The sequence below is a fragment of the Corynebacterium sp. KPL3927 genome, from assembly GCF_040225835.1.
Taxonomy (GTDB): Bacteria; Actinomycetota; Actinomycetes; order Mycobacteriales; family Mycobacteriaceae; genus Corynebacterium.
In genome coordinates, this window is sequence record NZ_JBEHGD010000013.1 from 22,710 (window position 1) to 35,832 (window position 13,123).

At 59.0% G+C, this 13,123-nt stretch carries 12 protein-coding genes and 2 pseudogenes; 6 read left to right on the forward strand and 8 right to left on the reverse strand.

Annotated features, from left to right (window positions below; all coding sequences use genetic code 11):
- Positions 1-5 precede the first annotated feature (5 nt).
- The 4 genes from ABRP86_RS07510 to mraZ all read right to left on the reverse strand — a co-directional run bounded on the left by ABRP86_RS07510 (position 6) and on the right by mraZ (position 4,556).
- A complete protein-coding gene (locus tag ABRP86_RS07510; RefSeq protein ID WP_349863546.1) occupies positions 6-1,874 on the reverse strand; it encodes a peptidoglycan D,D-transpeptidase FtsI family protein in 1,869 nt (622 codons plus the stop codon).
- Between the two features lie 211 nt (positions 1,875-2,085).
- Positions 2,086-2,916 carry a cell division protein FtsL gene (gene ftsL / locus ABRP86_RS07515; protein ID WP_023023083.1) on the reverse strand — a complete coding sequence of 277 codons (831 nt, stop codon included), beginning with the start codon at positions 2,914-2,916 and terminating at the stop codon, positions 2,086-2,088.
- Positions 2,913-3,953 (reverse strand): 16S rRNA (cytosine(1402)-N(4))-methyltransferase RsmH, encoded by a 1,041-nt coding sequence (gene rsmH, locus ABRP86_RS07520; protein WP_023023085.1) that lies wholly within the window; start codon positions 3,951-3,953, stop codon positions 2,913-2,915. The genes ftsL and rsmH overlap by 4 nt, the downstream gene beginning before the upstream one ends.
- A 168-nt stretch (positions 3,954-4,121) precedes the next feature.
- Complete coding sequence (mraZ, locus tag ABRP86_RS07525; RefSeq protein ID WP_034654127.1) at positions 4,122-4,556, reverse strand: division/cell wall cluster transcriptional repressor MraZ; 435 nt, start codon at positions 4,554-4,556, stop codon at positions 4,122-4,124.
- A gap of 528 nt (positions 4,557-5,084) precedes the next feature.
- On the opposite strand from mraZ, the pseudogene ABRP86_RS11675 reads away from it, so the two are divergent.
- Positions 5,085-5,206, forward strand: a pseudogene (locus ABRP86_RS11675) (transposase-like zinc-binding domain-containing protein); the annotation flags it as partial.
- A 37-nt stretch (positions 5,207-5,243) separates the two neighbouring features.
- Positions 5,244-5,379: pseudogene (locus ABRP86_RS11680) on the forward strand (IS1249 family transposase); the annotation flags it as partial.
- 155 nt (positions 5,380-5,534) lie between these two features.
- Here ABRP86_RS11680 and ABRP86_RS07530 read toward each other — a convergent pair.
- Together ABRP86_RS07530 and ABRP86_RS07535 are read right to left on the reverse strand one after the other, a co-directional pair.
- On the reverse strand, positions 5,535-5,936 hold the full coding sequence (locus tag ABRP86_RS07530) for a DUF3040 domain-containing protein (protein ID WP_349863506.1): 402 nt from the start codon (positions 5,934-5,936) through the stop codon (positions 5,535-5,537).
- 119 nt (positions 5,937-6,055) lie between these two features.
- Positions 6,056-6,499: an SAV_6107 family HEPN domain-containing protein gene (locus ABRP86_RS07535; RefSeq protein ID WP_349863508.1), complete on the reverse strand. Its 444-nt coding sequence runs from the start codon at positions 6,497-6,499 to the stop codon at positions 6,056-6,058.
- A 234-nt stretch (positions 6,500-6,733) separates the two neighbouring features.
- On the opposite strand from ABRP86_RS07535, the gene ABRP86_RS07540 reads away from it, so the two are divergent.
- Genes ABRP86_RS07540 through ABRP86_RS07550 form a run of 3 tightly spaced genes read left to right on the forward strand, consistent with a single transcriptional unit; the run spans position 6,734 to position 9,951 of the window.
- Positions 6,734-7,288, forward strand: coding sequence for a GNAT family N-acetyltransferase (locus ABRP86_RS07540; RefSeq protein WP_284630917.1), 555 nt, complete (start codon positions 6,734-6,736; stop codon positions 7,286-7,288).
- A gap of 51 nt (positions 7,289-7,339) precedes the next feature.
- Complete coding sequence (locus ABRP86_RS07545; RefSeq protein WP_349863549.1) at positions 7,340-8,419, forward strand: polyprenyl synthetase family protein; 1,080 nt, start codon at positions 7,340-7,342, stop codon at positions 8,417-8,419.
- An 8-nt stretch (positions 8,420-8,427) separates the two neighbouring features.
- Positions 8,428-9,951: an alpha-(1->6)-mannopyranosyltransferase A gene (locus ABRP86_RS07550; protein ID WP_349863511.1), complete on the forward strand. Its 1,524-nt coding sequence runs from the start codon at positions 8,428-8,430 to the stop codon at positions 9,949-9,951.
- Here the strand turns inward: ABRP86_RS07550 and ABRP86_RS07555 are convergent.
- Entirely contained in the window at positions 9,920-10,324 is a 405-nt protein-coding gene (locus tag ABRP86_RS07555; RefSeq protein ID WP_349863513.1) for an Rv2175c family DNA-binding protein, read from the reverse strand. The two genes, ABRP86_RS07550 and ABRP86_RS07555, sit on opposite strands and share 32 nt — an antisense overlap.
- 10 nt (positions 10,325-10,334) lie before the next feature.
- Between ABRP86_RS07555 and ABRP86_RS07560 the strand changes: the two genes are divergently transcribed.
- Entirely contained in the window at positions 10,335-11,690 is a 1,356-nt protein-coding gene (locus tag ABRP86_RS07560) for a serine/threonine-protein kinase (protein WP_239269945.1), read from the forward strand.
- Between the two features lie 6 nt (positions 11,691-11,696).
- On the opposite strand, the gene ABRP86_RS07565 is transcribed toward ABRP86_RS07560, so the two are convergent.
- Positions 11,697-13,085 (reverse strand): class II 3-deoxy-7-phosphoheptulonate synthase, encoded by a 1,389-nt coding sequence (locus ABRP86_RS07565; protein WP_349852666.1) that lies wholly within the window; start codon positions 13,083-13,085, stop codon positions 11,697-11,699.
- Positions 13,086-13,123: the final 38 nt, after the last annotated feature.

Consider the following 13,123-nt stretch of genomic DNA (forward strand, 5'->3'; position numbering starts at 1 on the left):
AGCTCCTATTGTTCCCGCAGGGTCATCCGCGGCGCTGGTGTCGAGGTGGGACTATTGTCGCGATTGAGCAGCCAGGAAGAAATATCCCGGAAGATGGGGGCTGCGGACTGGCCGCCGCCGCCATTGTCTTCCACGCCGGACTTGGGCTCATCGAGCATGACTGCGACGACGAAACGTGGGTCATCGGCAGGCGCAATGCCCGCGAAGGTAATCCAGTACGCGGAATTAGAATACGCCCCTGAATTCGGGTCCACCTTCTGCGCGGTACCGGTCTTGCCGGAGAGCTGGTAGCCATCCAATTGCGCATTCGCGGCCGTGCCGTTTTGCACGCCGGCATCGTCGTCTTGGAAGACGGCGCGGAACATATCCACCGCGGTCTTAGCGGTTTCCTTGTACACTACCTGGGTCTTCTTCGGCTCGGGCAGCTTTTCCGTCTCGCCATCGGGATCTTTGATCTCGTCGATGATGCGCGGTTCGATGCGCTCGCCGCCGTTGGCCAATGCTTGGTACACGCTCGCCATCTGCAACGTCGTCCACGCCTGGCCCTGGCCAATAGGCAGATTGGCAAAGGTGCCGCCCGACCACTGCTCTTGATCTGGCACTGTGCCGGCGGATTCATTCGGCAGCTCAATGCCCGTGTTAGCGCCCAAGCCAAACTTCTTCAGGTACTCCGCATATTTCTCCGGTCCGAGTTTATCCGCGATCATCAAGGTACCCACGTTGGAGGACTTACCAAAGATGCCGGTGGTGGTATACGGCTCGGTGCCGTGATTCCAGGCATCATTGACGGTCACGCCAGCCATATCGATGGAGCCCGGCACTTGGTGCACTTCATCCGGAGTGGTGATGCCCTCCTGCAACGCCGCTGCCGCCGTCACTATCTTGGCAACGGAACCGGGCTCATAGGGGTGGGAAATGCTGCGGTTCTCGAAGTCCTTGCCCTCTTTGAGCTGGTCTTCGATATTCTTATTCGGATCCACCGTATCGGTATTGGCCATGGCGAGCACCTGGCCCGTCGCGGCATCAAGCACTACTGCCTCGGCACCTTCCGCCTGCGAATTGGCCTTGGCCTTTTCCAGCTTTTGCTGGACGTAAGTCTGCAGATCCAAATCCAGGGTGAGGGTGACATCGCGGCCATCAACGGCATCCACGACGTCGCGCAGCGTGCCGGGGATGACCTGCCCATCGGCGGAGACATCCTCCGTTGACTGCCCATCGATACCGGTCAGCTCGGTATCGCGGGCGGCCTCAAAGCCAAATTGGCCGTGGCCATCCATCGAGACCTTGCCCACGACATTTTCTGCAATCGCCCCATTCGGGTACTGGCGGATATCTTGCCGGTCAGCCGCGACGCCGTGGTACTTATTGGAAATCTCTACGGCGACATCCGGGTCCACATTGCGGACTAGGACCTCGTACTGCGTATCGGCCTTGAGCTTGTTTTTAATATCGCCCGCATCCACCTTGGAGGCAGAGGCACCCGAATCCTCAATCATCTTCGGGATGCCCTCAGCCATCTCCTTGAGCTTGTCCTCCATTTGGTTGGTGAGGTACTCATCTTTTTTGCTGTCATCCATGTCCTCGAGTTTTCCCTCGGACGTGGCTTCCATTTTCGCCTGCTCTTTGAGCTCATCGCGCAGGCGCGTGGGAGAGACAGTCAAGGAACGAGACTTCATTGTATAGGCCAATCGCTGGCCATCCCGGTCTAGGACCTCTCCCCTGCGGGCCGGATCGATGTAGACGCGTTCGCGCTGGGTAACAGCCTTCGCCGCAAGGTCTGGGCCCCAGACCAATTGCACCCACGCAAGGCGGCCGCCCAAAGCGACGGTGGCGACGACAACGCAGGTCAAAATGATGCGCAGGCGCTGGCGCATGATCGCTTTTTGGGGCACAACAGAGCTAGCAGCGCGGCGCGGCCGCGGACGGTATCCACGGTTGCCACCATTATTCGGTGCAGTCACGGTGCTCAGTCACCTTCCCTTCGCCGCCACAGGTTGTTGCGTGTATCGATTGTGCCCTACAAGATGGGCAGTGCCCGCGCTACCACGCGCGAGCACAGAGAATTTCACCACTTATTCTGTCCGTTTAATCGTCCTGGCTGGTGTACGGCGCGCGGGCGGGAAGGTTGGGGCGAGTATCGCTAGCGTTATCGTTGTTATCGTCGTCATCGCTGCCGCGGTGCTCATCCCGCTCCTCGTCCGTGTCGTTGCCGCGGGCATTTTGCTGCTGCCCGCGCGGCACGGCGTTGAGGGAATCAGACATTCCCTCCGTATCCTTCGGGTCACTTGAGGCTTGGCCCGGGCGGATGGGTTCACCGTTGACATCGATAAGCTTTTCCGTATCCGGAGTGCCTTCGCGCTTGGCGACGATCTCGCCATCCCCGCCTACCTCAGTCACGCCGGGTTGCTTGGGCACGGCCATGCCCAATTCATCCGCGCGGCGGGCAATATCCGCAGAGGAGCTCAAGTTTTCTGCATCACGGTTCAGCGATTCAATCTGGTTATCCAACTGCGATTCCTGCACCGTCAGCTGCTGGATTTTAAACGTCTGTGAGGTGGACAAACCAGAAAGCCACATGGCCAGCACGACCCCGCCAATGAGCAAGGTAACGGCCAAGACGGCAACGCGGGCAAAAGCATTATTCTGCTTCGTCTGCTGTTGCAGCCGCCGTCCGCGGAAACTGACGACCTGCTTCGAACCAAGCCGGTTTGCTCCACGGTGTGGAACCCGGGTACGGCTAGGGGCCGTGCGGCGCGCCGTTTTGCCGGCGGCCCTAGTGGAGGTGCGCTCGCGCACTGCGGTCGGCGCTCCCGTGTCGATTCCGGTGGTGAAGTCTCGGCTGGCGCCCATGCTGCGAGTGGCCTCTCTGTCGCGGCTATCCGTTAAGTGCTGGTTTCGGCGTGGGATGGTGCTCATTTCTTGCCTCCCGGGGGTAAAAATTCTGGCGTGCCTTCGAGCCGTTCTAGGGCGCGCACGCGCACCGACGCGGCGCGGGAATTTTCTTCTACTTCCGCCTGCGATGCCTTTTCGGCCCCACGGGTAACCGTGGCGAATTCCGGTGCGGTGCCCGGCAGGTCCATCGGCAAGCCGGCTGGCGTGGTGGACGTAGAAAGATCCTTGAATGCTGCCTTCACAAGGCGGTCTTCTAAGGACTGGTAGCTCATAAAGACCGCGCGCGCCCCAATAGAAAGCGCACTGGTAATCACGGGGAGCACATTTTCAATGGCCTCCAGCTCGCGGTTTACCTCTACCCGCAGCGCTTGGAACGTGCGCTTTGCCGGATGCCCGCCCGTGCGGCGCGTTGCCGCCGGAATGGTCGAGTAAAGAAGCTCAACCAAGCGGCCTGAGGTGCTAAATGGTTCCTTCTCGCGCTCCTTGAGTACTGCGGAGGCAATCTTGCCCGCGAAGCGCTCGTCGCCATAGGTCTTGAGAATCCGTGCTAAGTCTCCGTGCGAATACGTATTGAGTACGTCAGCGGCGGTAAGCCCGTGGCTGGGATCCATCCGCATATCCAGCGGCGCATCCGTCTTATAGGCAAAGCCGCGCTCTGCCTGATCCAGCTGCATGGAAGAAACGCCCAAATCAAAGAGGGCCCCCGCGATTCCGTGGGCGCGGGCAGCATCAAAGATTTCGCCCTCGCCCTGGGCGATGGCGGTGCCGAGCTCATCGAAGCGAGCATTGACCGCACAAAAACGCGGGCCGTAAGGCTCTAGCCTGGCCGAAGCATTGCGCAACGCCTGCTCATCGCGGTCCACACCGATAACGCGCGCCTGCGGAAAGGTCTGGAGGAAGTACTCGCTGTGGCCGCCGGCACCCAAGGTGGCATCGACAAGCACAGCCTGCGAACCCGCAGCCTCTACCCCGGGGCGCAGGAGCTCTGCCATGCGCTCGCGCATGACCGGCACATGGCCGTGGTTATCCGCCACATCGTAATTAAGGTCAGTTGTAGCCATGTCTCCCCGCGTCCCCCTTTCTTATTTCCGCTGTGCAGGACTTCCTATCGTGGAAAGCACGACGAGTGCATATAGGGCCCTGTCCGAGGCAGGTTTCTGATATCGGGGAAGTACACCAGAATCATCCGCCTCGGACAGAGTCCTTACACGCACTCGAGATGCGGGCTTTTACAGCAAGCCCGCAAGTACGTCATCGGCATCTGCTGCCGAATAAGCATCTTCAGTTTGCGATTGATACTCAGCCCACGCGGCTGCATCCCAAATTTCGAGGAAATCTACCGAGCCAACCACCACGCACTCTTTGGACAAACCCGCGTACTCACGGTGGCCTGCGGACAAGGTGATACGACCATGCCCGTCGGGCCGCTGTTCGTCCGCGCTTGCCGCCAAGTTACGAATGAAAGCGCGTGCTTCCGGATTGGTTCGAGAAACCGCCGCAGCCTTCCGTGCGCGTTCGGCGAACTCCTCGCGTGGGTACACGGCCAAAGAATGGTCTTGCCCCTTGGTGACCATCAGGCCACCTGCGAGTTCATCGCGAAATTTTGCAGGAAGCGTTAAGCGCCCTTTGTCATCAAGTTTCGGAGTGTAGGTTCCGAGAAACATCCCGGCGTCCACCTTCCTCACTCGACAACTCCGGATTCCCTCACGGCAGAAGTGAGTTTTTCAACCCCATTCCTCCGCTGCGCCCCACTCTACCCCACTTTCCCCCACATGCCCCACTTAAAACGCCATATTCTTAACAACTCAAAAAGTATATGCAGTTAAAGGGGTGTTTTTACGGTGGGCAGAATTCCCGCGGACCGCCTTGACAGCCCCGGAGATCCACCCCTTTAATCCCACCTACACCATCAAAGTTACTTCACCCCATAGGCCACTTACAGCGCATTACCTGCTTATTGCACAGGTATTCACCCTCCAGTACCCACAATCCCCCACCGCACCGCAGTTTTGGTGAAAAGGTGGGACAAAGGGCCTAAACGACAGGATGTGTTGGTGAAGTTATATGTTTAGCCCGTCTGGCCTGCTGGTATTAGGATTATTTCACTTATCCGGAGACATAACGCAGCCTCGGACCTGAAATACCGCCGGGGGCGTGCTGATGTGCTAAGCGCTGAGGTTCACGATGAATGGATGAGTAAGAATCATCCTCGATGCCCCGTCTGTAGCGAGGTGTGCACCAAAATACGGGACTACAAGCACCTATGCACCAGCGATGGCGATGGAACGCCTGTAAAGCCACTGTCACTCGCGCTAGAGGCCGACCCAGGAAAGTGGGCGAATCAGGGCGCAGACCCACGAGCCAAAGCACACACCCTAGCCAACCAAGAAACACAAGCCACCATCGGCCGTGAATACGGCCGACCAGCAACTTTCGACAGTTGCCTACAACCACTCTATGGGAATACGCAAAGGCCACATGCCCTAAACCACGCAGTCCACCAACACAAAATGTCGTTTACCCCGACACGCCAGAAAACAACACATTTTGTCGTTTAACCCGGACAAAGTGGGAAATTTTGGTGAGCCATAAAAAATCCCCAGCCACCCTTCCTGGTGACTGGGGAAATGAAGAGTCCGCGGTTAACTCTCCTCAAAGCGCCGACGGAAGTTTTCTTCCAGCTTGCTGCCTACTCCATTGCTGCGAGACGACGCTGCCTTCTTTGACCGTCCATTGGAAGACTTTTTCTTTCCCGCGCTAGCGGGTTGGTCACCACGAAGCATCCATACGCCAGCGGCGAACATAACAAGGAATCCTGCAATGGACAGCGCAATAAACCACAAACTTTGCTGCGCCAAAGCCACGCCGCCGACGAGCATGCACAGACCAACCACGATGAGCGCAACTCCACGCAGGGTAACTGCGCCGCCGGAACCGCCGATCGAGGTAGATTCAGACACAGAAGCGCCAAATTTAGGATCGTCCGCTAATAACGATTCCTCTATTTCACGGAGCGTGCGTTGCTCCTGTTCAGAAAGAGACACTATTCCTCCAACTAGGGACTGGGCTTCGGCCGATATATCTTCTACCAATACTAACGTCCAGAGTAACCAGTATGTTCCCCAAAAGGTAGTTATTCCCCTCAACAGTGATTATGCCGCAGTTATGCCGCAAAAGAACCCAGGATCGTCTCTGTTTCGCTCTCATCTAAAAATTGCGCTGCCTGCTGCATTAATCCGTAGACATACTCCTCGTCCGGAGTTGCATCCAAGCCAGATGCCACCCGGGCGCGAGTGCGAGAATAGGACTTAAAAGCCTCCGCCCACTGCTTTTCTTCGGCCCCAACTAGAGCCAAACGGTCCCACGCACTCGTTGGCAGGCGCCGGCGGCGAGAGACCACCGATACCGCTACCCGTGCGCCAGCCGTACGCAATGCAGACTGATAGGCCACCTCCAACGCCTGATCAAAGCGGCCATCCGCCGCGTAGCTTCTCGCCTGATCTAATAACTCGCGAGCCTGGAAAAGAAAGTGGGCCCGCTTTGCGCCCTGCTTGCCAGCGAAGCGACCGGTAGAGCGGGACTGCGTTGCCGAAATAATTTGTGCCATTGTTTTTCTCCTGTACTGCGCTAATAACTAACCGTGTTCGATTGCCGTTGACTTTAAGTAGCCAACCGGACATCTATCCCCTATTCTAGTTCACCTGTTCGAATTACTCAAGAGTTTTACCAGTCATAACTGCCTACACACCGAACACAGTTCGAAAACCTTGAGGGATCTATGGAATAACCCCGCCCCACCCTCTTCCGCCGGTAGCCACACGTATCTGGTGTGATAGATACCGTGAGTTTCGAAATCCGCCGCTTAACCCCGCAAGAGTTCTCTGTGCTGGCTCCCCAACTCGTGGAGATCTACATCGAGGCCATGGGATATGACCCGGTCACGTTTTCGCGCAGCGTGGACAATTGGCGAGCGGATTCCATGCGGCCCGGGTTTACAGCGCTTATCGCTGCGCATGACAACGGCGTCGTGGGAGTGGCCTATGGATTTTTGGGCTCACCAGATACTTGGTGGGATTCCGAGCTGCGCCGCGCCCTGCGCCGCAATGGCGGGCCAACGGAGCCCGAATGGGGCATGCTGCGCAGCTACTTTGAGGTGGCCGAAGTACACGTGCTGCCTTCCTTTCAAGGACACGGTTTAGGCAGGCAGCTACTAAAAGGGCTGCTGTGGAATATCCCTGCCCAATATGCTTTATTATCAACACCGGAAGCACCACAGGAAGCCAACGGGGCTTTTCGCCTCTATCGGTCTGTGGGCTTCTTTGATGTCGTGCGCCATCATCGCTACCCGGCAGATCCCCGGCCCTTTGCCATTTTGGGAGTGGGCCTGCCGCTATAAACCTGCGTTATTTCTTCTCGGCTCTAGGCGGTATCGTGTGAAAGTGTGACTATGACGAGTATTCCTGAGCTTGCGGATATCCCCGGCGCAGTGCGCGAAAAACTGGCCATCTTCTTGGACCAGCGCCGGGATCACGTGGCAAAAATCGGCGCCCCGGTCAGTACCGCCATGAGCTTTTTGGAATCATTCGTCCTCGATGGCGGAAAAAGGGTGCGCCCCATGTATGCGTGGGCGGGGTACCTCGCAGCAGGCCGAGGTTCGGAACCGCCTGAGGCGATGCTGCGCGCGGCATCCTCGCTGGAGTTCATCCAAGCCTGCGCGCTTATCCACGATGACATTATTGACGCGTCGAATACCCGGCGCGGGAAACCAACGGTGCATCGGGAAGCAGAGCGCCTCCACCGGGAATCCCATTTCTTAGGGGATCCGGAATTCTTTGGCACGTCCGTGGCCATCTTGGTGGGCGATTTTGCGCTTGTCTATGCCGAGGATATGTTCCAAGATTCCGGGCTCAGCCCAGAGGCTTTGCAGCGTGCGCGCAAGCCCTGGCGGGGAATGCGCACCGAGGTTTTGGGCGGCCAATTGCTCGATATTTCCCTCGAGGCAGCCGGTTCCGAATCGGTGGCGCTGAGCAATTCCGTCAACCGCTATAAAACCGCCGCATATACCATCGAGCGGCCCCTGCATTTGGGCGCTGCCATCGCGGGGGCAAGCGAGGAATTAATCTCGGCTTTCCGCGGCTATGGGCACGATATCGGCATCGCCTATCAGCTGCGCGATGATCAGCTGGGGGTCTTTGGGGACCCTGCCATTACGGGCAAGCCCGCCGGCGACGATCTGCGAGAGGGCAAGCGCACGGAGCTTCTCGCCCTAGCGCTACAGCGCGCTGATGAACGCGACCCCAGCGCCGCCGCTACCCTGCGGAAATTCATTGGCCGCACCTCCGATACCCAAGACCTGCTGCGCCTGTCCCAAATCATTGCGGATTCTGGCGCCCCCGATGAGATTGAGCGCCGCATAACCGCGTTGACGGAATCCGGCTTGGCTCATCTGCGTGCGGCGAACGTGGATCCGCAGATCACGGAAACTCTAGAGCACCTGGCCATTCAGGCAACGACGCGCCAAAAGTAGGAATCACCGTGGCCAAAACCTACTCCTTGCCAGTCCCCCGCGCGCTCCCGCTGGGCCTCGTGGCCTCGTGCGTTCTTCTTTTCTCGTCCTTTTCTGGCGGCTCGACCCGCAATCGCGGCGGCGTGCTCGAAGCACTCAATATCGGCTTTTTATCGTACGGGCACGGGCGCAACCTCGGGTTGGTGCTGTATTGGTTGGGCATCTTCCTCCTCGCCGCCGCCTGGGTCCTTGCCGGGCGCATGATTATTCGCCGGCAGCTTAAAGACCCGCGCCCGGAGGGAGGGGTGCGCGAGCTACGACGCATCCTTATCGCTTGGGTCACCCCATTGCTTTTCGCCGGCCCCATGGCTTCCCGGGACGTGTATTCCTACCTCATGCAGGGCGCCATGGTCCGCGATGGGTTCGACCCTTATACCGAGGGTGCCGCCATCAACCCCGGCCCCTTCCTGCTCGAGGTGTCCCAAGACTGGCGCAATACCACCACCCCGTACGGTCCGCTGCACCTGTGGATTGGCAAGATCGTCACCACCGTCGTGGGCGATAACGTCACCGCCGGGATCATCTTCTATAAGCTGCTTTCGCTATCAGGTTTCGTCCTCATTGCCTGGACGGTGCCGCGTATCGCACGAAAGCTCGGCGCGGATCCTGCAGTCGCACTGTGGATCGGCGTTGCCAACCCGGTCATCATCTTGCACCTCATCGGCGGCATGCACAATGAATCCCTCATGGTCGGCTTGGTGTGCTTGGGGCTTTTGGCGGCGCTGCACCAGCGCTTCCACGCCGCGCTCTTGCTAGTCGGCACCGCGGTGGCGATGAAGGCGACCGCAATTTTTGCCGCCCCCTTCATCGTCTGGCTGATGCTGCACCGCTACGCGCCTAAAGGTTCTACGTCGGTACGCACGGCGGTGGTCTTCGTCTGCTCAGGGCTCATCGCTGCCGTGGAAATCATCGCGTCCGTGGCGCTTATTACCTGGGCCTCCGGCACATCATGGGGCTGGCTATCCCAGGTAAGCGGCAACTCTAAGGTGATTAACCCCTTGGCTGGCCCAACATTGGCCGCAGACATCATCGTCCCCGCGGTCCACATTTTTGACCCAGACGCCTCCTATAACGCCATCTTGGGCGTCCTGCGCACGATCGCAATGGTGTGCATGCTTATCGGGTTGGTCATCGTGTGGTGGCTGAGCCGGCATACGACTCGGGATGCGATTATGGGCACCGCGGCGGCCTACCAGGTTGCCTTCGTCTTTAACTCGGTGACCCTGCCGTGGTACTACGCCTCCATCTTTACGCTCATGGGCACCTTCCGCCCGCCGTTGTGGCTGCTGAAGTTTACCTCTGGTGTAGCGTTATTTATCAGCTTGAGCTTTTCCGGCGATGGCAACCACCAGCTCTATAACTGGTTCTGGGTCATCGGCCTCATCGTTGTGTCTTGGTCCGCAACGCAGTGGATGTTCGATGGCGTGAGCCAAAAAGGCCCTCAACTCCCCAAGCGCTGGGCTAAAAAGCAGACGCCTGAGCCCGCCGAATAACCTCGCGCGCCAGGTGCCCATGCAGGGCATCGATGGGCCGGCCTGGCAGGGAGTCATCTGCGGTAAATAGGTGGCGCAGGATCTCTTCGTCGTCATAGCCGCCATCGGTAAGCACGGTGATAACGCCCGTGACGTGCTTGGCGATGCTCCCCTTATCATTGAAAAATGCGAGCGGCACGCGCTTGCCTTCGGGTGAGTCCCAAACAATGAATTTGCGGTCCTGGAGCAGGTCATAAGCGCGCGTAATGGGAAGACCCAGCTTGTCTGCCACCTGCTGCATGCTGAGCAGCTCTTCGCCGGCCAATAAGGAATTCAGGGAATTTTCTGCATTAGTCACGCCACCTACTTTAACGCTGCCTAGGGGATCGGCCATACTGGGAGGTATGACTAGGTTGGAAATTGGTGACGTGTTGGAAGACCGTTACCGCATCGATCGCCCCATCGCCCGCGGCGGTATGTCTACCGTCTATCGCTGCGTGGATATGCGCTTGGGCCGCCAAGTGGCCGCAAAGGTCATGGATGAGCGCTATGACGATGACCCGGTTTTTATCAAGCGCTTTTCCCGCGAGGCCCGCGCGATGGCGCGGTTGCAGCACCCCAACCTTGTGGCCATTCATGATTTTTCCGCCGATGGCGAGCCCATTTACCTCATCATGGAGCTTATCGATGGCGGCACTTTGCGAGAGCTGCTTGCCGAAGGTGGCCCGCTTACCGTTCCTGCCGCATTATCGACGCTGCGGAGCGTGCTCCAAGGCTTGACCGAGGTGCACTCCACGGGGCTTATCCACCGCGATATTAAGCCGGATAACGTGCTCATTACCTCGCATCACCGGGTGAAATTGGGCGATTTCGGCTTGGTGCGTGCGAGGAATGCGCAGGCGACCTCGAATATGATCGTCGGCACCGTCTCGTATTTGGCGCCGGAACAGGTCACCGGTGAAGATATAACCCCCGCCACCGACGTGTATTCGGCCGGCATTGTGCTTTTTGAGCTCTTGACCGGGACCGTGCCCTTCTCTGGGGATACCCCGATCGCGCACGCCACCGCGCGCCTATACGCGGATGTTCCCGCCCCATCCACGCGCGCTGAGGGCGTGCCTAAGCTTGTCGATGCCCTCGTGGCCACCGCCACTGCCCGCGATCCCCGCGAGCGCTTTGCCGATGCGGGGGAGTTTCTCGATGCCATCGAGGATATCTGCCGAGAGTTGGATCTACCCACGGTCACCATCCCGGTCCCCCGCAACGCCGCTGCCGCGCGCACCGCACAAACACCCACTGACTATTCCGGCATCGGCGCCACGGATGTATTTGAGCCCACGCGGACAATCCCACAGGGCGCCACCGAGCATTTAGACGGCGGGCCCACCGAGGTTATTCCTCCCGAGCCCGAGCCGGATCCGCCGCAGCCAGACTTTGAAACGCGCCTCGATGTACCCCAGGCGCCCGTCGACGATTCCCCCGAGCCGCCGCTGGCTCCTGCTCCAGCACCGACCCCAGCCCCAGCGCCTGTCCCCGGACCTGCGCCCGCTACGGGTGCGGGAGCAGCAGCACATTCTCCCGCGCATCCTCCGGCACAGGCGGCAGAAGAAGAACCCGCCGAACGGCCGCTAACCAATCGCCATCCTGCCTCACTGCTGGTCTTTCTCCTCGCAGTGGTGGTGGCAACCGGTGCGGTCGCTATCAGCGGGTGGTGGTTTGGTTCCTCCTATTACGAAGGAACCCCTTCCCTCTGGGTCTAGTCGGGGCTAGTTTCGCAGCATCTCCGCGATGAGGAACGAAAGCTCGAGGGACTGTTGCGTGTTCAGGCGCGGATCCACGGCGGATTCGTAGCGGCCCGGCAAATCCAGGTCGGTGATGTCCTCGGCACCGCCGAGGCATTCCGTAACATCTTCGCCGGTGAACTCGAGGTGCACGCCGCCCGGGTGGGTGCCCAAATCGCGGTGTACCTCGAAGAAGCCCTGCACCTCGTCGACGATCTTGTCGAAGTGACGGGTCTTGTACCCGTTGGACGAGGTAAAGGTATTGCCGTGCATGGGGTCGGACTGCCACACTACGGTGTGCCCGGAGTCTTCGACGGCCTTGATGATGGGTGGCAAGACGCTGCGGACCTTGTCGTGCCCCATGCGGGAGATGATGGTCAGGCGGCCAGGCTCGCGGTTGGGATCTAGCTTTTCGGCGTATTCCACGGCTTGCTCTGGGGTGGCGCCCGGTCCGAGCTTGATGCCCACCGGGTTGCCGATCATGGCGGCGAAGTTGACGTGGAAGTCATCCAGACCACGAGTGCGCTCACCAATCCACACTTGGTGTGCGGACAGGTCATAAAGCTTGGTATCACCATTATCGTCTTGGCCCAAGCGCAGCATGGAACGCTCGTAATCCTTCAGCAGCGCCTCGTGCGAACAGTAAATCTCTGCCGAGTGCAGTGTGGAATCCTGCACGCCGCAAGCATTCATGAACTTCAGGCCATTTTCGATCTCGCGGGCCAGATCCTGGTAGCGGGCACCGGCGCGCGATTTACGGACGAACTCGCGGTTCCATTCGTGCAGGCGGTAGAGATCCGCGGTGCCGGAGGAGGTCAAAGAGCGTACCAAATTCATGGCCGCCGAAGAGTTAGCGTAGGCGCGGATCATGCGGGCCGGGTCGTGACGGCGCTCCTCATCGGTGGGTTCCACGCCATTGACAATGTCCCCGCGGTAATTCAACAAGCCATTGGCGTCCGTATCCGAAGAACGCGGCTTCGCATACTGCCCAGCAATGCGCCCCAGCTTCACCACTGGAACGGACGCGCCATAGGTCAAAACGACGGCCATCTGCAGCAAGGTCTTAACGTTGCCGCGAATATGCGGCTCGGTATTCGATTCAAAGGTCTCGGCGCAATCGCCGCCTTGCAGCAGGAAGGCGTTGCCTAATGCGACATCGGCAAGCTGCCGCTTGAGCTTCTCAATCTCTGGGGCAACCACGATGGGCGGCACCGACTCGAGAATCTTGCGCACGTTATCGGCTTGGGTGGGATCCCAACTGGGCTGTTGCTTTGCGTCACGCTTGATGACGTCCTGGAAGACCTCCTCAATGCCCTCTGGCAAAGGTGGAAGATCAGGCAGAACACTTTGCGGAATATCTACTGTCCAACTCACTCTTCCATTTAACCATTTACTGCCTATCGCTTGGTAGT

Coding starts and splice junctions, on each gene's coding strand:
- ABRP86_RS07510 (WP_349863546.1), bottom strand. CDS start 1,874: ATGCGCCAGCGCCTGCGCATCATTTTGACCTGCGTTGTCGTCGCCACC.
- ftsL (WP_023023083.1), bottom strand. CDS start 2,916: ATGAGCACCATCCCACGCCGAAACCAGCACTTAACGGATAGCCGCGAC.
- rsmH (WP_023023085.1), bottom strand. CDS start 3,953: ATGGCTACAACTGACCTTAATTACGATGTGGCGGATAACCACGGCCAT.
- mraZ (WP_034654127.1), bottom strand. CDS start 4,556: ATGTTTCTCGGAACCTACACTCCGAAACTTGATGACAAAGGGCGCTTA.
- ABRP86_RS07535 (WP_349863508.1), bottom strand. CDS start 6,499: ATGGCACAAATTATTTCGGCAACGCAGTCCCGCTCTACCGGTCGCTTC.
- ABRP86_RS07545 (WP_349863549.1), top strand. CDS start 7,340: ATGACGAGTATTCCTGAGCTTGCGGATATCCCCGGCGCAGTGCGCGAA.
- ABRP86_RS07555 (WP_349863513.1), bottom strand. CDS start 10,324: ATGGCCGATCCCCTAGGCAGCGTTAAAGTAGGTGGCGTGACTAATGCA.
- ABRP86_RS07560 (WP_239269945.1), top strand. CDS start 10,335: ATGACTAGGTTGGAAATTGGTGACGTGTTGGAAGACCGTTACCGCATC.